This window comes from Paenibacillus sp. FSL H8-0282 (assembly GCF_037963825.1).
In the GTDB taxonomy this organism is placed as follows: Bacteria; Bacillota; Bacilli; order Paenibacillales; family Paenibacillaceae; genus Paenibacillus_AQ; species Paenibacillus_AQ odorifer.
Genome location: NZ_CP150146.1, coordinates 2,152,009 through 2,175,516, shown reverse-complemented (window position 1 = coordinate 2,175,516; position 23,508 = coordinate 2,152,009). Strand labels below are relative to the sequence as shown.

General features: G+C 43.3%; 22 protein-coding genes and 2 tRNA genes. 5 read left to right on the top strand and 19 right to left on the bottom strand.

Annotated features, from left to right (window positions below; all coding sequences use genetic code 11):
* Positions 1-74: 74 nt before the first annotated feature.
* From NST94_RS09330 to NST94_RS09310, 5 genes are all read right to left on the bottom strand, one after another.
* A complete protein-coding gene (locus tag NST94_RS09330; RefSeq protein ID WP_076219908.1) occupies positions 75-1,559 on the bottom strand; it encodes a glycoside hydrolase family 68 protein in 1,485 nt (494 codons plus the stop codon).
* A 138-nt stretch (positions 1,560-1,697) separates the two neighbouring features.
* On the bottom strand, positions 1,698-2,975 hold the full coding sequence (locus NST94_RS09325) for an ABC transporter substrate-binding protein (RefSeq protein WP_076301291.1): 1,278 nt from the start codon (positions 2,973-2,975) through the stop codon (positions 1,698-1,700).
* A gap of 29 nt (positions 2,976-3,004) precedes the next feature.
* Positions 3,005-4,201 (bottom strand): helix-turn-helix domain-containing protein, encoded by a 1,197-nt coding sequence (locus NST94_RS09320; protein WP_076301292.1) that lies wholly within the window; start codon positions 4,199-4,201, stop codon positions 3,005-3,007.
* Positions 4,202-4,206: 5 nt separating this feature from the next.
* On the bottom strand, positions 4,207-5,988 hold the full coding sequence (locus NST94_RS09315) for a sensor histidine kinase (RefSeq protein ID WP_076301293.1): 1,782 nt from the start codon (positions 5,986-5,988) through the stop codon (positions 4,207-4,209).
* Between the two features lie 209 nt (positions 5,989-6,197).
* Positions 6,198-6,980, bottom strand: a complete 783-nt coding sequence (locus NST94_RS09310; protein ID WP_076301294.1) for a helix-turn-helix transcriptional regulator — start codon at positions 6,978-6,980, stop codon at positions 6,198-6,200.
* Between the two features lie 208 nt (positions 6,981-7,188).
* Here NST94_RS09310 and NST94_RS09305 point away from each other — a divergent pair, with 208 nt between their 5' ends.
* Positions 7,189-7,554 (top strand): VOC family protein, encoded by a 366-nt coding sequence (locus NST94_RS09305; protein WP_051491055.1) that lies wholly within the window; start codon positions 7,189-7,191, stop codon positions 7,552-7,554.
* 101 nt (positions 7,555-7,655) lie between these two features.
* Here NST94_RS09305 and NST94_RS09300 read toward each other — a convergent pair whose 3' ends face one another.
* Entirely contained in the window at positions 7,656-8,861 is a 1,206-nt protein-coding gene (locus NST94_RS09300; RefSeq protein ID WP_076301295.1) for an MFS transporter, read from the bottom strand.
* Positions 8,862-9,053: 192 nt separating this feature from the next.
* Between NST94_RS09300 and NST94_RS09295 the strand changes: the two genes are divergently transcribed.
* On the top strand, positions 9,054-9,626 hold the full coding sequence (locus NST94_RS09295) for a TetR/AcrR family transcriptional regulator (protein WP_076301296.1): 573 nt from the start codon (positions 9,054-9,056) through the stop codon (positions 9,624-9,626).
* 333 nt (positions 9,627-9,959) lie between these two features.
* On the opposite strand, the gene NST94_RS09290 is transcribed toward NST94_RS09295, so the two are convergent.
* Positions 9,960-10,838, bottom strand: coding sequence for an SDR family NAD(P)-dependent oxidoreductase (locus NST94_RS09290; RefSeq protein ID WP_076301297.1), 879 nt, complete (start codon positions 10,836-10,838; stop codon positions 9,960-9,962).
* 165 nt (positions 10,839-11,003) lie between these two features.
* Between NST94_RS09290 and NST94_RS09285 the strand changes: the two genes are divergently transcribed.
* Positions 11,004-11,462, top strand: a complete 459-nt coding sequence (locus NST94_RS09285) for a MarR family transcriptional regulator (RefSeq protein WP_076124930.1) — start codon at positions 11,004-11,006, stop codon at positions 11,460-11,462.
* 220 nt (positions 11,463-11,682) lie between these two features.
* Positions 11,683-11,766, top strand: a complete 84-nt coding sequence (locus NST94_RS09280) for a putative holin-like toxin (protein WP_219214875.1) — start codon at positions 11,683-11,685, stop codon at positions 11,764-11,766.
* 214 nt (positions 11,767-11,980) lie between these two features.
* Here NST94_RS09280 and NST94_RS09275 read toward each other — a convergent pair.
* From NST94_RS09275 to nrdR, 3 genes are all read right to left on the bottom strand, one after another.
* Positions 11,981-12,053, bottom strand: a tRNA-Lys gene (locus NST94_RS09275).
* A gap of 10 nt (positions 12,054-12,063) precedes the next feature.
* Positions 12,064-12,139 (bottom strand) — tRNA-Ala (locus NST94_RS09270).
* Positions 12,140-12,390: 251 nt separating this feature from the next.
* Entirely contained in the window at positions 12,391-12,867 is a 477-nt protein-coding gene (gene nrdR / locus NST94_RS09265) for a transcriptional regulator NrdR (protein ID WP_036678976.1), read from the bottom strand.
* Between the two features lie 163 nt (positions 12,868-13,030).
* On the opposite strand from nrdR, the gene NST94_RS09260 reads away from it, so the two are divergent.
* A complete protein-coding gene (locus NST94_RS09260) occupies positions 13,031-13,249 on the top strand; it encodes an alpha/beta-type small acid-soluble spore protein (protein ID WP_036678974.1) in 219 nt (72 codons plus the stop codon).
* An 84-nt stretch (positions 13,250-13,333) separates the two neighbouring features.
* Here NST94_RS09260 and NST94_RS09255 read toward each other — a convergent pair whose 3' ends face one another.
* The 9 genes from NST94_RS09255 to NST94_RS09215 form a co-directional block, all read right to left on the bottom strand.
* The gene (locus NST94_RS09255) at positions 13,334-13,897 is read right to left on the bottom strand and encodes a lytic transglycosylase domain-containing protein (RefSeq protein WP_036678971.1); all 564 of its coding nucleotides are present in this window, start codon (positions 13,895-13,897) and stop codon (positions 13,334-13,336) included.
* Positions 13,894-14,490: a dephospho-CoA kinase gene (gene coaE / locus NST94_RS09250; protein ID WP_076220141.1), complete on the bottom strand. Its 597-nt coding sequence runs from the start codon at positions 14,488-14,490 to the stop codon at positions 13,894-13,896. The genes NST94_RS09255 and coaE overlap by 4 nt, the downstream gene beginning before the upstream one ends.
* A 9-nt stretch (positions 14,491-14,499) precedes the next feature.
* Positions 14,500-15,246 (bottom strand): manganese efflux pump, encoded by a 747-nt coding sequence (locus tag NST94_RS09245; RefSeq protein ID WP_076124925.1) that lies wholly within the window; start codon positions 15,244-15,246, stop codon positions 14,500-14,502.
* Between the two features lie 131 nt (positions 15,247-15,377).
* Positions 15,378-16,214 carry a DNA-formamidopyrimidine glycosylase gene (mutM, locus tag NST94_RS09240; protein ID WP_076124923.1) on the bottom strand — a complete coding sequence of 279 codons (837 nt, stop codon included), beginning with the start codon at positions 16,212-16,214 and terminating at the stop codon, positions 15,378-15,380.
* Positions 16,215-16,266: 52 nt separating this feature from the next.
* On the bottom strand, positions 16,267-18,936 hold the full coding sequence (gene polA / locus NST94_RS09235) for a DNA polymerase I (RefSeq protein WP_076301298.1): 2,670 nt from the start codon (positions 18,934-18,936) through the stop codon (positions 16,267-16,269).
* A 189-nt stretch (positions 18,937-19,125) separates the two neighbouring features.
* Positions 19,126-19,785, bottom strand: a complete 660-nt coding sequence (gene phoU / locus NST94_RS09230) for a phosphate signaling complex protein PhoU (RefSeq protein ID WP_036678957.1) — start codon at positions 19,783-19,785, stop codon at positions 19,126-19,128.
* Between the two features lie 73 nt (positions 19,786-19,858).
* Positions 19,859-20,614 (bottom strand): phosphate ABC transporter ATP-binding protein PstB, encoded by a 756-nt coding sequence (pstB, locus tag NST94_RS09225; RefSeq protein WP_036678954.1) that lies wholly within the window; start codon positions 20,612-20,614, stop codon positions 19,859-19,861.
* 198 nt (positions 20,615-20,812) lie between these two features.
* Complete coding sequence (locus tag NST94_RS09220) at positions 20,813-21,541, bottom strand: response regulator transcription factor (protein ID WP_036678951.1); 729 nt, start codon at positions 21,539-21,541, stop codon at positions 20,813-20,815.
* Between the two features lie 109 nt (positions 21,542-21,650).
* Complete coding sequence (locus NST94_RS09215; protein WP_076124920.1) at positions 21,651-23,447, bottom strand: ATP-binding protein; 1,797 nt, start codon at positions 23,445-23,447, stop codon at positions 21,651-21,653.
* Positions 23,448-23,508: the final 61 nt, after the last annotated feature.

The following is a 23,508-nucleotide window of genomic DNA, read 5'->3' as shown; positions in this document are numbered from 1 at the left end:
TTTTCACATTGCTAATCTCAGCTTATAAAAAGAAAAGTAAACGCCAACTACATTGGCATTTACTTTGTAAATGATTAATACGGTTTGTTACCTTTAAGCGTCAATTGCCCTTGTTCCAAAATGCTGTTCGGTACAACTGAAGTCTTGGAGCCTTTAATATTCAGCACAAAGCTTGGGGCAAAAGTGGAATGATGATCCCCAAAGTAACCTCTATTCGTCATGTAACTTGTGATGACTACATTATTCCCTTTCGCTTGCGGAATCGCAAAGTGAGCATAAGTCCAGGTAATATCATAAGGATTAAGATCTTGATGGAGGACAAGTCCTGTACCATTTAATGGTTTATACGGTCCGGTTAAAGAATTAGATACGTACCCGAGCATATAGATGTCTTCATCATCAATGCCATCAATGAACATTTTAGAACCTCTTGAGCTTGTGAACAGATACCACTTGCCATTCAATTTAAATATGTTCGCACGTTCAATTTCATCTGTCACGGTGTTGGAGGCAAGTAGCGGCTTCATTTCTTTTTTGAATGTATAATCATTATTTAATTCAATGATACCGAGCGCACCATTCGCGGTTTCCGCAGATGTTTTGTCAGCACTGCTAAGTAATTTCTTTTTCTCCGCTTGGAAGAAGGCATTGCTATTACCATAATAAGCTTTGTTAAAAAGAGAGTCTTCACCCTGGTAACCCGTAGTTGTCCCTGTATTTGCTTCAAATACAAGATACTTGTGGCCTTTATCCTCCACATAGTGAGGATCTCTTAAGGTATGATTATCGTCGTAATCGCCTTTGCTAAAACCGGTGATATCAACACTTTGATAAATTTCACCTTGATTACCGTCATAGATGGATTTCATATCTTCTACGCCATCAATCTTAAGGGTATCCCCATCCGGGGCAGAGACATTAATTTGAGCTGTAGTTAAAGTTTGTTTCCCGTAAAATCCGCGATCTGGATCCCAAGGATGACGATTAGTGTAAAACAAGCGAACTTTGCCATCAGATGTCATGGTTGCTGAACCGGACCATTCTTCGGCTTGATTGTTTAAAACATAATCATCAGGAACAAGTTTGTCACTATCCTTAAACACTCTGCCGGCATTCTTCCAGCTGCTGATAGAGTTGTCTCCTTCTTTCTTATAGAACAAATAAATAAATGTGTCTGATCCATTATTAGGGTCGCCCGCCAGACCAAAAACAATTTGATACCCCTTATAACTGGCTACAGTTCCATCTGCATTTTGCAGCGGCCAAGTATCCCAAACATCCATTTCAATTTTGTTTCCATTCTCATCGAACTTAATGGCTGCAGGAATGTTCTCAATCGTTGAAGCATCAAATTTTGGGACTTGGAATTGTTTACTATTTTGTTGTTTGGGTAATTTCAACATGTCAGCGCGAGTGATATGAGAGAAACCATAGTCATTGTACTCCGGCTTGTTCGGCTTGTTATTTCCTTTCGCAAAGGTTTGAGTAGCTCCACCTAACATTAAAGCAGCTGTAAAGGTTAGGATTGTTGTTTGTTTAATCATTTTCTTGAAATTCATCATCTAACTCCTCTTATACTTTAAATTTGGGTTTCGATCTTCCTTTGTGCTGTTCCCCTTTTAAATTCTAATGAAGAGTAGACGTTATGAGTATGTCGTAAATTGATGCATTTACAGGGTTATATTGATTTGGTTTTATTACTTCACATGGGTATCCCACGATTTTTGAAGTTCTTGAAGCAATTGATCCCGATTAATTTGCTCTCCTACATAAGCTCGCATAAGATAGCCAAACTCCTCTCTTGCTCTGGGAGGGAATTTGAACCAATTCCAAGATAAAGTTTTCTGTTCATCGACGTATCGCATAAGATCTTTTACAAGCGCTCCCGAACGGTCCGTCTCTATATTTTTAAAAGCTGAAATAAAATGAAAGCGATCCTTCATGAACTTTTTCCCTGTTTCCGAGGAAACCATCCAGTTCAAAAACTTTTTGGCTTCCTTCTTCTTTTCTGGCGAAGATTCTTTATTAACAGCCCAATTATTAGATACCCCTACTGGCAACGCATTGTTTTCGGCACTATCATTAATAGGCATGGGTAAAAAACCGATATTCATATTCGGCGATATTTGATCAATTTTAGACTGAACCCAATTCCCTTGTTTTAGAATCGCCGTTCTCCCTGTTGCAAATAACTCAACTTCCGAATTATAATCTGTTGTCAAAAAATTTTCGTTACCATATTGTACGGTCAAATCCAGCATCCGAATGACATCTTTAACTTCCTTATTCGCTCGAAAAGATTGTGTTCCGTTGTTTAACCCTTGAATAAAAGCATCCGGGTCCTCCTGTTGTGCAATAGCAATATTCAACAGGAGTACAAAAAACCAATGATCGGAATACCCAACAGAAAAAGGAGTCACACCTATAGCCTTCAGCTTTTTCGCCGCCTCTTTTAATTCCGTAAACGTTGTTGGGAGAGGAGTAATCCCAGCCTTTGCGAATAAATCCTTATTATAAATAAAACCGTAGCCTTCAAAATTGATCGGCATCCCGTATATTTTCCCGTCCATCTTCATCGGTTCTAGCGCCTCGTCATAAGCCTGTTCCACCCAAGGTTGATCTGATAAATCCTCAAGATATCTACTCCATGCCTTCGCTTCTTCATAACCGCCATTTGGAAAAATATCCGGACCAACATTGGCCGCAAACCTCGCCTTTAGCTCATCAAGGTAGTTAGCTCCCCCGCCAAAGGTTAGAATTTCTACGTTAATATTCGGGTTTTCCTTTTCATATTCCTTAACCATCTGCTCGAATTCTATAGAGATTTCCACTTTAGGATTCAGTACCTCCAATGTGACTGCCTTATCCGCTACCTTCAAATCTGCTTCCTTCAGTGGACGTGTATGCGCACCACATGAAGAAAGCGTTAGCGTAATCAACCCCACGATAATCATTTGAACCCTTTTTATTTTCATAATTCCCCCAGATGCATTCAACAATGAACTTATGTACTGGCTATCCTGACTTCCGCGTCTATTTCTCTTGCTCCCTGTGAATTACGATATTCAGCAGGCGTCATACCGACGTTTTTTTTGAACAGCTTAGAGAAATAAATCTCATCTTGATACCCTAGCTTTAAGGCAATCGAGTACATCTTTTCATCCGATTCTAGTAACCACTGTTTCGCTTGATTTATTCGTAAATGAATGACGTAGTTAGTAAGAGTCCTCCCTACTTCTTGCTTAAATCTCCGCGAGATATGTTCTCGGCTCAGAAAAAAACGGGTGGATAATTTGTCCAAACTTAGCTCTTCCATATAATGCTCATCAACAAATGCGACAATATCATTCATACGCCTAACATCATCTAAATCCGCCAAACGATGGATTGCTCTAAAATTTTGTTCAGCCATAGACCTTTGTACAGATTGAAAAGATAACGATATCTCTGCGAGCGATTGGATGGAGGGGCCACTAACCAAACGAACAGGTATATCAAAATGCTGGGTAATCCATTCCTCTATCGGGAAAAGCTGTCCATGAAGGGACAGAATCACACAGACATTAGGATCATTTTGAAGCGTAAATGCATTTCCCCACTCCCGTGTAGCCAGTTCTTCGGTCAAAAGCTGAATGTATGGCTCCGAATAATGAGATTGGTAAAAATACATCATGGTGAAGTCGTATACTTCTGCCTGTGGGAGAGCCGAGGCAATTTCGCCTGCATCAAAAGCTTCACCGTTACAAGCAGCAGTAATCTCCCTGTTTAAGCGAAACATTTTTACCTCTTCATAAAATCCGGACTCCATATTGCGACGTTCTCCCTCTTCTTGTTCCCAGGCTCTCAACGCCCCTTCTAAAGTTTCATTCAGCATTTTCTCTTCAATTGGCTTCATCAAATAATCAAAGCATCCCAGCTTAAACGCTTTACGCATGAAACAATAATCGTCAAACCCTGAAATCATAATCACTTTCCCCGGATAGTCTTTAGCAGCCAACCACTCGATTAACTCCATCCCGCTATTTTTGGGCATTTTGACATCTGTCATTATGATTTCTGGAGATTTCTGCTCAATCAACGCCTTAGCCTCGAGACCATTTCTGGCTTCCAGCACTTCGGTAATCCCGTATTGTTCCCACCGTCCCAAAAAACGGATGATTTTTCTAACATTAGACTCATCATCTACAATAAGAGCTTTCATAAACGTTACTTCTCCTTTAGGTAGAGTGGAATTACTAGCCGTACAGTGAACCCTTGTCCCTGCATCGAATCTAGTTTGATTCCCGCTGTCTGATCGAAATGAAGAACCAAGCGATCATGAATGTTTTTTAACCCGATATGCGCAAAAGAAGGAATGCCTTCGTTAACCGGTGTGTAGAGATTATTTTTTAATGCCTCAAGTTCATCATCCGTCACGCTGTTTCCGTTATTTTCTACGACTAGATTCAAATAATCACCTTGTATTTCACCATAAATATGGATGTAAGCTTGTTCATAGCCCTCGTCATAACAGTGCTTAAAAAAGTTCTCAACGAGCGGCTGCAAGATCATACTAGGAACCGGAATATCAAGAATATCTTTAGGTACATCAATGGAATAGCTAAAATCAGTCTGAAAACGTTCCGCTTGAAGATTCAAATAAGCCTGTACATAATCCACTTCGCTTTGAACCGTCGCCTTCTGATCCACACGAATTGAGTACCGCATCATTTTGGATAAAGAGGTAATCAGTTGATATACTTTTGGAGATTCAGAGAGTAGGGCAACAGCAGCAATGGATTGTAAAGAATTAAATAAAAAGTGCGGATTGATCTGCGACTTTAGCGCCCTATGCTGATTTTTTCTGTTCTCTATCTCAAGCTTATACTCCCGGTCAATGTGACGGTTGATCCGATTCATCATCTCCTTGATGTGTCTTTCTAGAATACCGATTTCGTCCTCCCGCATATCGTCGAAAGGGGCATTCATATTCCTCCCCTCGATACGCTGGACTTTTTGACTAAGCAGTTTTATCGGCCGTGTAAATCCATATGAAATGATTGTTATCATTATCAAGCCCAGTCCACCTACAACCACACCTACGATGATGTTTGTATAGGCAGTTTTCCTTACATCTTCAAATAAAAAAGAGCTCGGGGTTACCTTAGCAAAATGCCACGCTTTTATCGGTTCCTGCAATGTTCTAGTAAACACAATATCTCCTTCTGGAGATTTAGTATCTGCCTGTATCGGACTTATTTTCCTTTGCAGTTCATCGGGAACGGTTTTGCCTATCCATGTTTCATCACTTGCGTAAATGACATGATTCTCCGCATCGGAAAGCCATACGCTCTCTTTATTTTTCTGTAGAAAATGATTAGCGATATGAGCAATCTTGTCCAAATCAATATCTATAGTGATGACGCCCAGAAATTCCTGTGTTAGGACATCCACAATTTTGTGATGAACCGTCAAGACCATCGTTTTATCCGAAGGAGGCATAATGGAGGTATCGTTATAGTTCTCAATCGGATGCGGAGCTTCAATAAGATCATTGCTATTAGAGCTCATCAGCTTCTGAATGGAAGCTTGCTGTAATAAATCCGGATTCCTTTTACGGGAACTTAACATGGCATTATAAACTGTAAATGAGCTTTTCCCTTCGTTTATGAATAGACGGACCTGACGAATTTCACTCCTCATGAGATAGAAGTTAGTCATACCCTTATTAATTTCAAGCTGCTTGTAATAAAAATCTCCTTCTAACCCTTCTTCAAACACCCTGAATAAGTCTGGATTTCGGTATAAAATATATGGAAGATTAATGATTTCATCAAAATATTGCTCTAGATCGGCTGACGCCTGCTGAATTTGCTCTTGGCTGTTCTCAAGTTCATGTCGTTCCACATTCTCTTTCGTCTGCCGATAGATCAACAACACGGATAAAAAATACGGTAGAATTATAAACACAAGCAGCAAGAATAATAAGCGCTTATGAATGCTTTTCAAATAAATACTCCTCTGTAAAAATTTCGGTTTTCAGCAAAAAATCTAATATCAGGTTTTATATTTTCACAAATATCCAACACAAAATCAAAATACTTGTTGCTGAGCAACAAGTATTTTTGCCGGATCAATATATGACAAACGCCAGTCGTTTATTACCCAAATTATATCCATATGAAACAACCGTAAAGAAATTTCCGCAAATTAATCAGCTATTTGAAAATTGAAATAATTACCTGCACAATGGGTTTCCAAAGATGTGGATATTCTTGCTGAATTAACTTTCTTACCTCCTCCCCCTTGATGTCGTTGAAATTATTATCTTGAGTAATAAAGGTATAAGCACCTTTTACGGTATCCCCTATAGCTATATGCCCGCTTGCATACCCACCCATTGCAATATGGGAAGCGATAGAGAGACCACCCAAGGAGAACATACCTACAGCTAAACCTCCAACAGCAAATATCCCCAATGCTATTCCACCAACGGCCATTGTACCCGCCGCAATGCCCCCAACGGCTAACAAAAGCCCTAGAGCCAGACCTGCAAAACTGATGAGTCCTAGAACAAGCGCGCCTAAACATAATCCGCCCAAAGCAACAATACCAATGGATACCGCACCAATCGCAACATTACCTATGGCAATAACCCCTTTAGCAACGTATAGCCCCCGTCCGATATGGATATGAACCAGAGGAATTCCAAAGCATGTTCTCTTACTTTTGTACTCATAATGAAACAAGGAATTCAGATCTACATATACGGGGCTTGCGACATGCTCTGCTCTGGTATCGCTTGAAGCATCCTTCACCAGATGATCCAAACTTACGTGAAATAATTCACTTAAACTAATCATCTTATCCATTTCGGGATAGGATTGACCTGATTCCCACTTAGACACGGCTTGCCGCGAAACACCAATCACCTCCGCCAAGTTCTCCTGGGACATTCCTCTCTGTTTCCTATAGCTTTGCAATTTATTTGCAAAGTCCATTCGCCATCACCTCATGCTCATCATATTATAACGTTCTGTAATTGACTACCTATCTACCCTTACATACTGTCAACCACTGGTTGCAAAGCTGATTTTGCGGTCTTTTATCCTCATTAAACGTTCTTGATTCCCATTCTCCCTGTTTCCGTGCAAGATGATAGCGTATAATATACGATATAGAATATTCATCAGAGGAGACTATAAAACCATGAAATTGAGTATGAATTGGATTACGCTTCGGGTCCGCGATCTGGAGGCTTCCCTTCATTTTTATAACCGGATACTGGGGCTACCCATTGAGCGTAGATTTGAGAGCAGTGGAAAACAGATCGTCATGTTAGGTCTGGAGGGGCAACCCAAGATCGAGCTTATTCAGGGAAGTGACCCGGCTTTGAAGCCGGAATGTGGCGTTTCTGTGGGTTTCGAAGTGGAGTCACTTGATGAAGCGATGGAGAGTTTAAAAAGCCAAGGTATCCCAGTAGCGCGCGGACCAATCGCACCCAATCCCCACCTGCGGTTCTTTTATATCCTGGACCCGGACGGGTTTGAGGTGCAGTTAGCGGAGCATAACTAACGTTTATCAAGCGTTATTACCTCAAAAAGAAATAGACCGCCCTAACCAAAGGTAGCGGTCTATTCTGCCGTAAGCCTAACCCCCACTCTTAAAGCAAGGATTTATTCAACAGCTTTAGTTGATCTTTTTTCAGTGAAAAAGTAAACCAAAGCCAATAGCGGCAGGATCACTCCGATGAGTGAGGCGAAGGTCCATCCCCCATAGGCATAAGCCCAACCACCCAAAGATGATCCAACGGCTCCACCCACGAAGAAAATCGCCATAAAGATCCCATTAAGACGTCCCCTCGCTTCACTTCCCAATGAATAAATCACACGCTGTCCGAGTACAAGATTTCCGGATACGGCCATATCCAATGTAATCGCGGAAATAAAGAGCAGGATGAGAGCAAAAGTTGAGTGGCTATGGAAAAGATGAATTAGTAAAAAAGACAAGGTGGCAATGATCATGGCCAGCCCGGTTAACCATTTACTCCAACCTTTATCTGCCAGTCTTCCAGCAATCGGCGCGGCTACAGCCCCACCAACACCTACTAAAGCAAACCATGCGATCCCTTGCTGCGACATTCCAAAATCATCCGCCAACCGCAACGGAACCACCGTCCAAAAGAGACTAAAAGCTCCAAATAAATAAGCTTGATATAAGGCACGTCGGCGCAATATAGGCGTTTGTTTTAAAAGGGTGCCTAAAGAGACAATTAATTTACTATAGCTTACCGAAGGTGCAGGTTTACGTTCAGGAAGAAATCGCGACAGAAGAATGGCTAACAACGTGATAACGACCGCTGAAAAAATAAACACGGCTTGCCATCCCCAGATGCTGGTGATAAAGCTTGCCACGGGCCGGGCAAACATAATACCTAATAAGAGTCCACTCATAACATTACCAACCACACGGCCACGCTGCTCTTCAGACGCTAAATAGGTGGCATAAGGCACCAGGATTTGGGCTACCACAGAACCGGTTCCTATAAACAAAGATGCTGTCAGGAACAAAGGCGCATTAGCTGCGAAGGCTGCAACCAGCAATGCACCCACTGCAACCATTAACGTGATTATCGTGAGACGCCGATTCTCAACAATGTCACTCAGCGGCACGATAAATAACAAACCTACAACATAACCGATTTGAGTTAAAGTGACGATCAAGCCTGCGGCTGTAGAAGAAAGTCCTGTCGAGACACTGATAGGTCCGACAAGGGTTTGAGCATAATAAAGATTGGCCACGATAAGCCCGCATGCCGCTGCTAACATAAACATCATCCAACTTGAAATGTGGTTCTCTTTCGCCGCTTGTTCTTTTTGCATGTGAATCCTCCTCAGATGGTCATAATAATTTAAATACTATACGTTCAGTTCACTAATTCATGTTTAAATAATATACTGAACGTATCGTTTTGTAAATAGGCGATGGTCATTTATTTTCCCGGATTTTTTTAGTATACTGAACGTATAGTTTATATTTTGACTGGAGACAGATTAACGAAAGGGTGATTTCAGATGGAGAGTAAACGAGGACGTCCGCGTAATGTTGAGACGGAGAAGTCTATTCTTTCCGCTTCCTATGATTTGTTATTGGAAAATGGTTTTGGAGCAGTTACGGTGGAAAAAATAGCGGATCGTGCCAAGGTCAGCAAAGCTACGATATATAAATGGTGGCCTAACAAGGCTGCCGTGGTGATTGATGGATTCCTATCCTCCGCTGCGGACAGACTGCCCGTACCTGACACAGGTTCAGTATTCGATGATATTCTCATGCATGCAACGAACTTATCCCGGTTCCTGATTAGTCGAGAGGGTAAAATCATTACGGAGATCATTGGCGAAGGACAGATGGATTCAGGCTTGGCGGAAGCTTATCGGACCCGATATTTCCAGCCTCGTCGGCTTGAGGCACGGCTGCTTATGGAACGAGGTGTTCAGCGCGGGGAATTGAAGGATAATCTCGATATTGAAGTTGTTACCGATCTTATTTACGGGCCGATATTCTACCGCTTGCTGGTGACCGGCCAACCCATAGACGATGCTTATGTGCAGCAGTTGGTGAGATACGCTTTTGAAGGAATACGGTAACTAACGGTAACTGTAAAATAGACCGCCCTCTCTCACAAGGGATCGGTCTATTTCTGATCGTAGTACTAAAAAATGTCGGACTGGCGGAAGGTTGAGATACAACGGACCGAGGTGCTCTTATTTTCTCATTATGAGGCGTTTTCCCAAGCTATCGGACTTCTACGCACTTATCTAGTCTTTTCAAAGCAAAATACTGCTACTGATGAGGGAATAAGTGCGATACGGTCCGATCACTCGACTAATTTCATTAAATAAAGAAAATAAGAGCTATACAGTCCGCAGGATCATGAATGGGTGATTCGAACGGACATGAGGTTAGTTTCACTAATTAAATCAGTTTCCAAAGAAACCTTTCTGCTGCAAAATGTCTCGCGTATCGTTCCATAATTTATTTTCCATTACCCTATCTCCTCCCGGTTGGACGGGTACAATGGGATTGCCTGTCCCAACGTTAAAATATCCCCCACTGCTCTCTTGATACTTAGGATCGCTCATTAAACGAATAATGATCTCCGCTCCTTTACGAGGATCGCCAATACGAAAGAAATTCAATAAGTGCTTAAGCATCGAAGAAAACCAAAGTTCACGCCCGAGACCTGTAACGTTAAAACCCGGATTCAATGCATGAACACTGATTCCCGTTCCCGCCCAGCGGCGTGCAAGCTCACTGGTAAACATAATATTTAACAGTTTGGTTTTCCCATAAATCTCAGAAGATCCTCTGGAAGTAAAAGAAGCTGTATTGAGCAAATCTTCTGGCAACTTTAGCACTCCATGACGGCGTGAAGCTTCTGAAGCAACATTTATGATTTTTGCACTTCCTGCTGCTCTCAAAGAACGTTCTAAGGTATGTGTCAATAACCATGGTGCAAAATAGTTCACAGCCATCATTTCTGAGAATCCATCGGCAGTTATCCGCTGTTCAAACCCATGAAGCCCTGCGTTATTTATTAACACGTCTATCTTCGGAAAAACATTAGAGATTTCTTGTCCTAACCTAGTGACATGCCTCATTGAGGATAGGTCTCCGTAAAAAAAACTAATTTCGGCTGCTGGTACGCTCTCCTTTATCATTTTTCCAGTTGCTTCCGAACGCGTTTTACTCCTTGCAGTCAGAACAAGATGGGCACCTCGCTTAGCCATTTCAAGTGCAACGAGTTGTCCCAAACCGCTTGTAGCTCCAGTAATTACAATAATCGGCTTTGTCATCATCTACATTCTCCTTTATATCAGGAATTCATCAGGGGCAATTTCATTTTGACAGCGTATTGTCCAAATCATATAATTGATATATATCAACTATATGTTGATGATTGACATATGTCAACTAAATAGATGTATGACAACTTTAAAATACAAGAGTAGGTGGTCAAAACAATGAATGCCGAACGTAAAGACACGTTGAGAGGGCAATTAGAACTGAAGCTAGGTGGACAAATTAGTGCCCTCATTAGTGCTTCGCATGCCCTAAATGTCAGAACTGCTGCCGCTTTCGATTCATCTATACAGCCTGCTGCTTTCCATATAGTCCGTTGGCTGTACTCTTATGGACCAACAAGCGCCTCTGTGTTGGCAGAATCAACGGCTATGGATCGTAGTTCAGTCAGCCGTCTCATCAAGCAACTCGAGAATTTGGGTTATGTTAGAAGAGAAGACTCTCCTAATGATCGTCGAGCCATCCTTCTTACACTCACTGAACTTGGACGACAAAAAACCTTTGATGCGCTGCAGGATAAGGAATTCATATTTTATGAGCGCATAGCTCAATGGGATAATCAACAGCTTGAAACCTTTATTCAAATGCTTCAGGAGTTTAATGGATTTAATGATAATTAATAAATGGGAACAAAAAAAGAAACAGCATCTTGCTGTTTCTTTAGATATGGATTGTCTGTAGTCAGAGCCATCAATTCAATAATATGAGGTTTTACGGAATCAATCAGATCAAAAACAGGAACATTCGTACTTACTATATTCCCATAATATGCTATACTAATCGGGCAATAGAACGGCTTGCAAGGGCGGTTGGCTAATCTCCCAGAAGGGAGGTGAGGCCGTGGAGGTTTATCAAGCGTTGTCATTGATGTTCATGTTCGGCATGTTCATTATTGCATTGCTCAACTACCTCAAAAAGAAATAGACCGCCCTCTCGCAAAGGAATGCGGTCTATTTCCTGACTAAACTTCCGGAGCCGCCGCCCTTAAAAGCGGCTATTGCACTGGGAGTCGTGTTTCCGCACGACTCTCTTTGCATTGTACGTTTTATCTACCCAAACTATACCACGATCAAAACCAAATAAAAAGTCACTCTTCCCCAAACAACAAAAAAACGGCATTTCTGCCGTTTTTTTAGGATGGACTCTCAGGGGCTCGAACCCTGGACAAATAGATTAAGAGTCTACTGCTCTACCAACTGAGCTAAGAGTCCATATGATGTTTGGTGGAGCCAAGGGGGATCGAACCCCTGACCTCATCGCTGCCAGCGATGCGCTCTCCCAGCTGAGCTATGGCCCCAAACTGAAATTTCAGATGTATGTAATCACACATTTTTTAATTTTAGTTTGGTCGTAATTGAGTTGTTCCGATAAACTCAAGCGTCGTAGGCGACTTCTATATAATATAAAAAATCGCCCTCTATGTCAACACTTTTTTTAAAATTCATTTTTCCAATCAAATTCCCCGCTCAAAACTCAGAGGAAACAAACCAGTACAAGCACTCCTAACAGACCCTAGGATTGGCTGTAACGCCCTAACTGGACAAAACCCTATAATCCCTCTAATTCTCCCGTACTCTTGGATAGCAGCCCCTTGAGTTCCTTCATGAACATATTAATATCCTTGAACTGGCGATATACGGACGCAAAACGAACGTAAGCCACTTCATCTACTGGGTAGAGCTGCTCCATCACGAATTCACCAATCTGTTGGCTTTCCACTTCCGCAACGGCGATGCCGCGCAAAGATTTCTCAACCTCGGACACGATCTTTTCTAGACGTTCCACAGAAACCGGCCTTTTCTCACAAGCACGGATGAGACCGCGGAGTATTTTATCACGACTGAATTCCTCACGGCTGCCGTCTTTTTTAATTACAATCAGTGGCGTTTCTTCAATCATTTCAAAAGTAGTGAAACGTTTGCTGCAACGCTCACATTCACGCCTACGACGGATTGACTTATTTTCATTCGCTGGTCGCGAGTCCAGCACTTTAGTATTTGTGTGATCACAGTAAGGGCATTTCATAAGCTTCATCACTTCCTAATACATAATGGTTTGGTCCCGGAACGTTATAAATCCGGCTTTTGAACGGCTTTTTTAATATTTCCAGAAATCACCGTTTTTTTCTTGTAATGATAATGGCAAGTCCGGCACATAATACAGTTACCAACAGAGGAGGTGAACAGCAATGAGCCAAAGCAACAACTCCAATAACCTTGTAGCTCCAAATTCCCGCGGTGCCTTGGAACAACTTAAATACGAAGTTGCCCAAGAACTAGGAATCACGCTTTCCCCAGATGGTTACCAAGGCAATAAAACTTCTTATGAAAATGGTTCGATCGGTGGTTACATCACTAAACGTCTTGTAACCCTGGCAGAACAACAACTGGCAGGTCAATACAAATAACCTGACCAACATAAGCTTTTTGAAGAAGTATTAAACGACCTACAGGTCGTTTAATACTTCTTTTTATACATAACACGGTAGAAATTAAAATTCTTTGTAAATGTCCGTGTACTGATCATAGTAATAATTAACGCGCTGTACATAATGCCTGGTTTCACCAATGGGAATATCTTTAATGGTTGCATCTGTCCCATCCCAGATCCCTTCGTCCAACCAGCGTTGAACTTTTCCGGGTCCAGCATTATAGGCTGCGATAATTGCTGTACGTTTACCTTCGAACTGACGGGATAAAGTTGAAAGATACCATGTACCCAGTTCAATATTAGCCGAAGGCTCATGCTTGAGTTCTTCCATAGATACGTTTGGAAGCTTGGCCTTTTCCAGCGCCCACTTCGCGGTATCCGGCATAAGCTGCATCAGCCCTAGTGCGCCTTTTTTGGATTCTCGTCCAGTTTTAAAGTTCGTTTCTACACGAATAATCGCGGTTACAAGAAACGGGTCTATCTCATAAGTGATGCTGTGCTTGCGAATCTCATCTTTAAAATGGATGGGATAAAACCACGACATCCAGTTAGTACTCAGAAACAATATTGCCGTAAAACCCACAAATAGCAGAAGCAGTACTCTTTTTTTACGTAGCCATTTCATGATAAACCCAGCCTGTCCCAAAAAACAGCAACCTGTTGCTCAGTGTACGCAAGATCGCCACTGTTGTCGATGATGTAGTCCGCTTTATTACGTTTCTGTTCAATATCCATCTGTGCATTCAATCGCGCTTCTGCTTCTTCTAAAGAGAGCCTATTACGTTCCATTAATCGAGCAATTTGCATTTCACGGGGAACGTACACTACTACAATCTCATGGAACAGGGTCTCAAGCCCTGATTCAAAAAGAAGCGGAATATCCACAATAATAAGCCGCTTCGGCTCTTCCTGCTCCATGCTGTACATACGGTCTTTGATTTCCTGCCGGATGGCAGGATGCGTCAAATTGTTCAAGGTTTGCAGGGCCACAGGATCTTGAAAGACGATTTCACCTAATTTGGCCCTATTCAGTGTTCCATCCGGAAAAAGGATCTCTTTTCCGAATTGCTTAGCAGCAGCAGCCAACACTTCATGCCCGGGAAGCATAACTTCTCTGGCGATCACATCGGCATCAACCAGCCTCGCTCCCTTGTTCACAAGCAGTGCAGACACTGTGCTTTTTCCGGATGCGATTCCTCCGGTTAAGCCTATAATCATGTACTCACCTCATAATAGCTTCAGTATTCCCATTGCAATTAATAATAACGCTGGTAATGCGGCAGCATGCTTCATCCAGTAGTTCCCGGCAAATCTAAGTCCAGTCTTCATACCCAGCAATAGAAATGTACCACTAAACAAAGCTATTGTAAGTGATGTCCATATCGGATTGAAGCCAAGCAGCGCTGCGCCAAGTCCAGCCCCAAAAGCATCCAGAGAGAGCGCAATCCCCAGTATCATCGCTTCCATCGAAGAGATACTTCCTGAGGCATCCATATCCGCAGAAGACGGGGTACGCAAGATCTGTACTACAATCCCCAAACGGCGAAGCTCAAGTGAAAAAACAGCTGATTTCAACGGTTCATCATTCATAACAGGTTCTGTACCCGCTTCAGAATCAGCAGCTACCTCTGCCCAAGCCTGCTCGGAAAATGAGCCCTTATCTACCGTTTCAGCTTTACGTCCGCCATCTGCATCTTTCTCTTTTTGCATCAGCATCTGAACAAGCGACCAGCATCCCATTAGCACAAGTATAACCGCACCAACTATAGAAGCTGCATTCGGAGACACTACCTTGGCAAGCAAAACCCCAACCTGCATCGATACACAGATAACTACCCCCGAACAGAGCGAGATAATCAAAACGGAGAGCAGTGGTATTTTCATTTTACGCAGCCCATATGTAATTCCTACACCAAAACCATCCAAACTCAAGGCAAACGCTAGCAATAGCAGTGAAAATAATGGGCTGAGCACCCGCAATCCCTCCTGTGAAGAACCGGAAAACTGAAATTTTATCGTTTCAGCTTCCGTTCTCTATTAAGCATTCTTCACACAGTATATGGGCGGGACAAGTAGTGGGTGCCAACCTTATTATTTCAACAAATTCAGTGAACAGTCGGACGCTGGCAATTTGGACAATAATGCGTGCCACGACCGCCTACAACCGTCTTCTCAATCATCGTTCCGCAGTTACTACACGGCTGATCCTTACGACCGTAAATCAATAGCTGCTGCTGATACGTACCGCTCTCACCTTGGCCATTAACATATGACTTAACAGATGAACCTCCGGCGTTAACCGCTTCGGCCAGCGTGCTTACAATAGCATGATGCAGCTTGTCCAATTGATTGTCCGTGAGCGCTTTGGCGCTGTCTTCAGGATGGATACCCGCACGGTGCAACGACTCATCTACATAAATATTGCCGATGCCGACGATATATTCCTGATTAAGCAGCAGCGATTTAATTTTGGTGCTTTTACCGGACACGATCTGCTTAAACCTCTCCGGTGTAAAAGAAGGCTCCAGCGGCTCCTGCCCCAGCTTATTTAAAGGCGGCAGCTGAAGATCTTCTCCCATCTGAAAAAGATGCATTGTCCCAAATTGGCGAACATCCGTGTAACGCAGCTCAGTTCCATCCGTAAAATGAAAAATCACATGTGTATGCTTGTCCAGTGGGTCATCATTTGAAAAAAGTCCGTAACGGCCTTCCATCCGTAAATGTGACACAAGCACCAGACCATCCAGTACAATACGCAAAAACTTTCCTCTTCGTTCAACTTTTACAATGCTATGACCTGCCAGCAGGTGGGCAAAAGCCTGAATATCATCCGGACGCTGAATAATCCGCGCCAACCGGACGGTTACATTCTCTATCTGCTTTCCATTAACTAACTCATTAAGTGTTCTCTTGACTGTCTCTACTTCCGGTAATTCCGGCATGATGTCTTCACCTCAACTACATTATAGCTGATATGCACACCTTAAAGGGAGTCTATTTCGCCTCGTACCAGTTACTTCCAAAGCTGACCTCTGCCTTAAGCGGCACAGATAACTTTAGTGCTCCACCCATTACTTCCGGCAAAAGCGTCTTCATAAGCTCCATTTCATCCTCTGGCACCTCGAATACAAGCTCATCGTGTACTTGAAGCAGCATACGGCTCTTAAGCCCACGATCAAATAACGCCTTGTCCATATGCACCATCGCCAGCTTGATTATATCCGCTGCTGTTCCCTGTATAGGTGTATTCATTGCTGTCCGCTCCGCAAAAGAGCGCAGATTAAAGTTCTTCGCATTAATCTCCGGCAGATAACGGCGACGTTCGAGCAATGTGGTCACATAACCATACTTCCGTGCCTCCACTACAATATCGTCCATATAGCGGCGTACACCCTGATAAACCTCAAAATATTGCTCAATAAATTGCGCGGCTTCCTTACGCGGAATATTCAGATTCTGCGAGAGACCGTAATCACTGATCCCGTAGACGATCCCAAAGTTAACGGCTTTTGCGGCACGGCGCATATTACTGTCCACCTGTTCTGCGGTCACACCGAATACATCCATCGCTGTCTTCGTGTGAATATCCATATCATGCAGAAAGGCTTCCTTCATCCGCTCATCGCCGGAAATATGTGCCAGCACACGCAGTTCGATCTGCGAATAGTCGGCTGCCAGGATGGACCAGCCCGGTTCGGACGGAACGAATACCTTGCGGATTTTGCGTCCTTCCTCTAGACGAATCGGGATATTTTGCAAGTTCGGGAATTGGCTGCTAAGCCGTCCTGTAGCGGCAATTGTCTGCCGATAGAATGTATGCACCTTCCCTGTGTTCGGGGAAATTTCTTTAAGCAGCCCCTCTACGTAGGTAGATTGCAGCTTTGCAATTGTGCGATATTGCAGAATCAAACGCACCACATCGTGGTATGGCGCCAGTTTCTCAAGCACTTCGGCATCCGTGGAATAACCCGTCTTCGTCTTCTTGACGACAGGCAGACCTAGCTTTACAAACAAGATTTCACCCAGCTGCTTTGGTGAGTTCAAATTAAACTCAGTGCCACAAATCTCGTATATTTCACTGACCAATTTAGAAATTTGCGCCTCGAATTCTTTTCCAAGCTCTTTAAGATCACCAGCATTGACTGCAATCCCCTGTTTCTCCATATCCGCCAAAATCCGTGACAAAGGCATTTCCAGATCCTCGAATAGCCCTGTCATTGCGGTCTCCACCAGCTCCTGCTGTTGCTTCTGTGCGATTCCAAGAACCGTTGCACTCTTTCGTGCAACGTGATTTCCTAAAACTTCAAGCTCAGGGATTTTGTATTTGGCACCTTTACCAAATACCTCTTCATCAGGAGAGAGCCGCGGCAAGCCGTATTTAGCAGTGAGATCATTTAGATTCTGATTAGCCTCCGTAGGATCAAGCAAATAAGCCGCCAGCTGCACATCATGGGCTGCACCTGCAAAAGCAATTCCCTGCCAGTGTAGAGCCAAATCAGCGCGGTGAAGATCATATCCACTTTTCGGAGCCTTTTCATCTCCTAGCCAATCACGCAGCTTCGCAGCGGCCGGTTTATGCAGTAATTCAAATGGCACATAGTAATGCCGCTCCAGAGAGGACAATCCTATTCCGATTACCTCGGCACGATGCGGATTATCTCCATACGATTCCACATGCAGCGCCGAAATACCAGCCAGGGCTTCACTGAGCTCCTTAAGTTCTTCTTCACTTACGATCGTAATATCAAGTGCCTCAGCTTCTACTTCAGCAGTACTCTCCTCACCCTCGGCAACAGGAGCGTAGGCACTAAGTGACAAACGTTCCAACAATGATTTAAATTCCAGCTTGGCAAGCGCTGGTCCGGCTGTATCTGCTGAAATTCCATTGAAGACCATGTCTTCCCACGAATGCTCAAGCGGTACTTCACGATAGATGGTCGCTAATTTTTTGCTCATCACCGCATCTTCCGCATGGGTTTCCAGTTTCTCTTTCATTTTACCCTTTAGCTCACCGGTTCCAGCTAAGACACCTTCCACTGATCCAAATTGATGCAGCAGCTTCAAAGCTGTCTTCTCACCTACGCCGGGTACTCCCGGGATGTTATCACTTGCATCGCCCATCAGCCCTTTAAGATCAATGATCTGCTCAGGGGTTAGGTCATATTTCTCCCGGATTTGTTCCGGCCCATAAAGCTCAACTTCGGTGACCCCTTTGCGGATTAAAGCAACGGTCGTATGCTCAGAGGCCAGCTGCAACATATCCTTGTCTCCCGACACGATCATAACCTGCCGTCCCGCTTCATCCGCCTGGCGTGAAATGGTGCCAATAATATCATCAGCCTCATAATTGCCAATTTCAAACTGCGGTACACCTAAATTAGTCAGCAATTCCTTCAACAAAGGGAACTGCTCGGAGAGTTCCGGCGGTGTTTTTTGCCGGCCGCCCTTATAATCTTGATAACCTTCATGCCGAAAAGTAACTTTCCCTGCATCGAAAGCGACAATCATATGTGTCGGTTTATGTTCTTCGATTAAACGAAGCAGCATCGTTGTAAATCCGTACACCGCATTTGTCTGTTGCCCTGCTGTATTCGTCAGCGGGGGCATCGCAAAAAAAGCACGGTAAATAATATTGTTTCCATCTATAAGTATCAACTTGTCCATAGTGCACCTCGCCTTTTTCATGCTTACTCCTTACATCTTACCATATGCCCTGTACAAGTAGAAACGGCTTTACCAACCTAAACAGTGGGATAAGCTGATATGTTAAGGATATACAACAAGTAGCCGCCCTTTTAAAAGGGCGGCTACTTAGTTTAACTAAAGATATAACAAAAGCTGTGTAAGTGCAAATTACTGATTCAAGTCCGGACGGCTGCCTGTGACCAGATAAACAACACTCTCACCAATGTTAGTCGCATGATCGGCAATCCGTTCAATATAACGGCCTACCAGCGTTAATAACATAGCTTGGGATACAGAATCCGGTTTTGCCACCATATAACTATATAGCTCATTGATCATCGAACCATATAATTGATCGACCTGATCATCATCTTGTGCCATTCTATAAGCCAGATCCGTGTTCTCATCCAGATAAGACTGGATAGCCTCATCAATCATGGTCGTCACAATTTCCGCCATACGTGGAATGTCTACAAGCGGCTTGATCAGCTGCTGTCCATGGATGCGCATAGTTGCTTTCGCAACATCAATAGCCAAGTCACCCATACGTTCCAAATCGCTAGATATTTTGAAAGCAACGATAATGCGGCGCAAATCTTTTGCTACAGGCTGCTGTGTAATAATTAGCCGTGAGCCAATTTCCATGATTTTATCTTCCATGGCATTCAGCTGCAAATCTGCTTTAATGATTTCCTGAGCGCGCACAGTATCAAGATTCTGTAAAGCAACAATTGCTCCACCAAGAGCATCTATTACATGTTCACCCATCTGCTGCAGCAGACTGCGCAGCTCTTCCAAATCTTTATCAAATTCTTTTCTGCGAATCATAGTAAGAGCGATCCTCCTCATTAATGTATGGTCAGCTTGCCATTTCCAAGGACGAGCGCCCTTGTAGCCCGTATCAGCCGAAACGTCCAGAAATATAATCTTCGGTGCGGGAATCCTTAGGAGTAGAGAACAACACCTCTGTATCCGCCGCCTCTACAATTACACCATTCAAGAAAAACACGGTTCGACCAGATACACGTGCCGCCTGATGCATGTTATGAGTAACCATAACGATTGTATACTTACTTCTTAATTCCTGTACAAGCTCCTCTATCTTGAGCGTAGACACAGGATCAAGTGCAGACGTTGCCTCATCCATGAGCAGAATATCCGGCTGTACTGCCAAAGCTCGGGCAATACACAGCCGTTGCTGCTGTCCGCCGGACAAGCTAAGGGCAGATTTTTTCAGAAAATCTTTAACTTCCTCCCACAGCGCGGAATGACGCAGACTTTGCTCTACAATCTCATCCAGTTCGCTCTTTGAACGAATGCCGTGCAGGCGAGGACCATAAGCTACATTGTCGTAAATCGACTTCGGAAAAGGATTGGGCTGTTGGAATACCATGCCCACCTGCTTACGCAGGCTTTCTACCTCTACCTCGTCACTATAAATATTTTTGCCGCCGATGTTTACAGTTCCTTCAATACGTGTACCAGGAATCATATCATTCATACGATTCAGCGTGCGCAACAGAGTGGATTTTCCGCAACCGGAAGGTCCAATAAAAGCAGTAACCTGTTTCTCCGGAATTTGCAGATTCACATTCTTCAGTGCGTGAAATGACTCATAGTAGAGATCAAGTTTCTCTATGTCAATGATGGATTTCATTAGTATTTACGTCTCCTTCTCATCATCTTCGTTCTCCATAATAAGCTTTTAATGTAAATACAGTTGGAGAGAAATGTTAACGCAATGTAAAATTGGTGAAGATGAATTAGTCCACGTGATAGTATTCCCTACAATTCGGCGTGTAATCTCACCTGAATCTTGTTTATGAACGGGATAAAGAAGAAAACTCCAGTCATGCTAAATGACCGGAGCTCTCTTTTTGTTAACAACTAATTTATAACCTACACCTCGAATGGAATCGATATGGACGGATTCTGGATCTAGCTCAAGCTTTTTACGAAGTGAACTTACGTGCACATCAACGGTGCGCTGTCCACCAATATAATCAAAGCCCCATACAGCGTTCATAAGATCATCTCTTGTCAGCACTACCCCTGGTTTACGAGCCAAATATAACAATACCTCGAACTCTTTCGGTCGCAGGTTAATGCTATGTCCACCTAAGGAAACTTCATACCGCTCAGGATAGATTTCTAGTTGTCCCAGAATGATCGTAGAAGCAGATATAGGTGTCTCTTGTGGAGCCTCCTCAGCAAGACCGGAAATCCGCCGCAATACAGCGCTCACTCTTGCAAGCAATTCGGATACCCCAAAAGGTTTGGTTATATAATCATCAGCACCGGATTTCAGCCCTCTAACCACATCTTCTTCAGCATTTTTAGCAGTCAATACGATAATAGGTGTGCGGATACCTTGTCCACGCAATTTATCAAGGATGTCAATGCCATTCATTCCTGGCAGCATCAGATCCAATACGATCAAGTCAAAAGGTTCCCTCGTCGCACGATCATATCCTGCCGTTCCATGATCCTCTACCGTCACCTCGTAACCTTCCTGCGTTAAGTTATAGGACAGCAGCCGGGCTAGTGTCGGTTCGTCTTCAATGACAAGCAATCGTTGAGCCATAGGTTCCCCCGTCTTCCATATAGTTTGATTTTTACAAAACAGCAACAAAACCATCATATCACCGTAATGTTAACTTAGTGTAAAATTAAAAAAGTGAATTTACAAAAATCTAATCGGTCTTTTCTTCCTGCAGCAAAGGCAATTCAATCACAAAGGAACTGCCGATTCCCAGATCACTTTCAACTGAAATCACTCCATGGTGCATATCTACCAAATGCTTTACAATAGACAGCCCCAATCCCGTTCCGCCGGAGCTTCTGGATCTTGCCTTATCCACCCGGTAAAAACGTTCAAAAATACGCGGAAGATCTTTTTTAGGAATCCCCATACCTGTATCGCTAACAGTAAATTGAACATTTTCGGAGCCGTCTGGTTTCAGTAGACTCTTAACGTAGACCTTTACGTTTCCGCCTTCATGTGTGTAATTAATCGCATTAGAGAACAGATTCATAAAGATTTGACGCAGCTTATCCTCATCCGCCTCAATGAATAGCTCCTCAGGAACCTCTACATTAAGACTAATGTTTTTCTTCTCAGCGACTTTACTGATGGTTCCCAGCACGGAATCAAAGAATTCAATGATATGAACCGGTGAGCAATCGAGCTGCACCCGTTTAGATTCGATTTTAGATAATTCCAGAATATCTCCAATCAAGCGATTTAAACGCTCGTTCTCATCATAAATAATTTGCAGGAAGGATCTCGCCGTCTTCTCATCTTTAACTCCGCCACCCAGTAAGGTCTCGGCAAACCCTTTGACCGCTGCAACCGGAGTCTTGAGTTCATGCGATACATTAGCTACAAATTCACTACGCATCCGCTCCAAACGGCGAATTTCCGTAACCTCTTGCAATAGGAAAAGCATACCTCTGTACGTACCATCCTGGATCATCGGAACCGCGTCCATCCGTACAATTCGCTCTCTTGGGTTATAAATACTTCGTTCTTCATGAATCGGCTCCCGGCTTAACACCCCTTCTTCAAGCAGACGGGTTAGCTCATAATGCCGTTTTAACTCTTTGTACGAATGACCCGCCATTTCACCGTTACTGACATCAAGCATTCGCTCTGAAGCCCGATTAAGCAGCGCAATCTCTTCTTCCGCATTGATCATTATGATGCCGCCAGTCATATTATCCAGCACGCTTTGCAGCAGATCCTCATTATCACGAATCGTCTTAAGCTGGTCTTGAAGACTGTCTGCCATCGCATTAATCGCTGTAGCCAGCTGTCCAACTTCATCTTTACGCTTCAAATGAACTCTGGCATCATAATCCAGATCGGTAATCCGCCGGGCGACTCTTGTGATTTGCTCCAGCGGGGAAGTCATGCTTGAAGCTACTTTATAGCTCACAATAGTTGCTGACAAGAACAAGATAATTAGACCTGCAGCCATGATCATCCAAGCATGCTTAAGACCTTGCGTTACAGCATCAAGTCCCATTGAGACCCGAATATAGCCGTCAAATCCCTGATCAGAAGTTACCTTTCCAGCCACATATAACATCTCATGCTTTAGAGTTTCGCTGTAACGGATTGCCCGTCCAGTTCCCTCTTTCGCAGCCCCTATCTCTTCTTCACGATTGGAGTGGTTGTCCATTTCCAAGGGGTTTTTCTCAGAATCGCCAATTACTTTACCCGACTTTGTAATAAACGTTATCCGAGAATCTAAAAGTTTAGAAATATGCTCCGCCTGTTCAGTGTAATACGGGATCGCATTTGAAGAATTCATATCTACAAATTCCAGTGTTCCTGAGAGCAAACTTATTTCCCGGGACATATTCTCTTCCAGAGCAGTTATATGGGAGCTCTTAAACAGATGAGCCATCGTAAATCCAGTACCAATCATGGAAATACCGATTAAGGCCATAAGTATAAACGTAAGACGAGCGCGAAACGGTTTCATCTGAAATTTGCCTCTCCCTTTATCATTGTATCTTTTATCCTAACTTCATTTTCTTCAAAAT

What these genes read in the sequence shown, in the direction of transcription:
- NST94_RS09330 (WP_076219908.1), bottom strand. Translation starts at nt 1,559, where the DNA reads ATGAATTTCAAGAAAATGATTAAACAAACAACAATCCTAACCTTTACA.
- NST94_RS09325 (WP_076301291.1), bottom strand. Translation starts at nt 2,975, where the DNA reads ATGAAAATAAAAAGGGTTCAAATGATTATCGTGGGGTTGATTACGCTA.
- NST94_RS09320 (WP_076301292.1), bottom strand. Translation starts at nt 4,201, where the DNA reads ATGAAAGCTCTTATTGTAGATGATGAGTCTAATGTTAGAAAAATCATC.
- NST94_RS09310 (WP_076301294.1), bottom strand. Translation starts at nt 6,980, where the DNA reads ATGGACTTTGCAAATAAATTGCAAAGCTATAGGAAACAGAGAGGAATG.
- NST94_RS09305 (WP_051491055.1), top strand. Translation starts at nt 7,189, where the DNA reads ATGAAATTGAGTATGAATTGGATTACGCTTCGGGTCCGCGATCTGGAG.
- NST94_RS09300 (WP_076301295.1), bottom strand. Translation starts at nt 8,861, where the DNA reads ATGCAAAAAGAACAAGCGGCGAAAGAGAACCACATTTCAAGTTGGATG.
- NST94_RS09295 (WP_076301296.1), top strand. Translation starts at nt 9,054, where the DNA reads ATGGAGAGTAAACGAGGACGTCCGCGTAATGTTGAGACGGAGAAGTCT.
- NST94_RS09290 (WP_076301297.1), bottom strand. Translation starts at nt 10,838, where the DNA reads ATGATGACAAAGCCGATTATTGTAATTACTGGAGCTACAAGCGGTTTG.
- NST94_RS09285 (WP_076124930.1), top strand. Translation starts at nt 11,004, where the DNA reads ATGAATGCCGAACGTAAAGACACGTTGAGAGGGCAATTAGAACTGAAG.
- nrdR (WP_036678976.1), bottom strand. Translation starts at nt 12,867, where the DNA reads ATGAAATGCCCTTACTGTGATCACACAAATACTAAAGTGCTGGACTCG.
- NST94_RS09260 (WP_036678974.1), top strand. Translation starts at nt 13,031, where the DNA reads ATGAGCCAAAGCAACAACTCCAATAACCTTGTAGCTCCAAATTCCCGC.
- NST94_RS09255 (WP_036678971.1), bottom strand. Translation starts at nt 13,897, where the DNA reads ATGAAATGGCTACGTAAAAAAAGAGTACTGCTTCTGCTATTTGTGGGT.
- coaE (WP_076220141.1), bottom strand. Translation starts at nt 14,490, where the DNA reads ATGATTATAGGCTTAACCGGAGGAATCGCATCCGGAAAAAGCACAGTG.
- mutM (WP_076124923.1), bottom strand. Translation starts at nt 16,214, where the DNA reads ATGCCGGAATTACCGGAAGTAGAGACAGTCAAGAGAACACTTAATGAG.
- polA (WP_076301298.1), bottom strand. Translation starts at nt 18,936, where the DNA reads ATGGACAAGTTGATACTTATAGATGGAAACAATATTATTTACCGTGCT.
- phoU (WP_036678957.1), bottom strand. Translation starts at nt 19,785, where the DNA reads ATGATTCGCAGAAAAGAATTTGATAAAGATTTGGAAGAGCTGCGCAGT.
- pstB (WP_036678954.1), bottom strand. Translation starts at nt 20,614, where the DNA reads ATGAAATCCATCATTGACATAGAGAAACTTGATCTCTACTATGAGTCA.
- NST94_RS09220 (WP_036678951.1), bottom strand. Translation starts at nt 21,541, where the DNA reads ATGGCTCAACGATTGCTTGTCATTGAAGACGAACCGACACTAGCCCGG.
- NST94_RS09215 (WP_076124920.1), bottom strand. Translation starts at nt 23,447, where the DNA reads ATGAAACCGTTTCGCGCTCGTCTTACGTTTATACTTATGGCCTTAATC.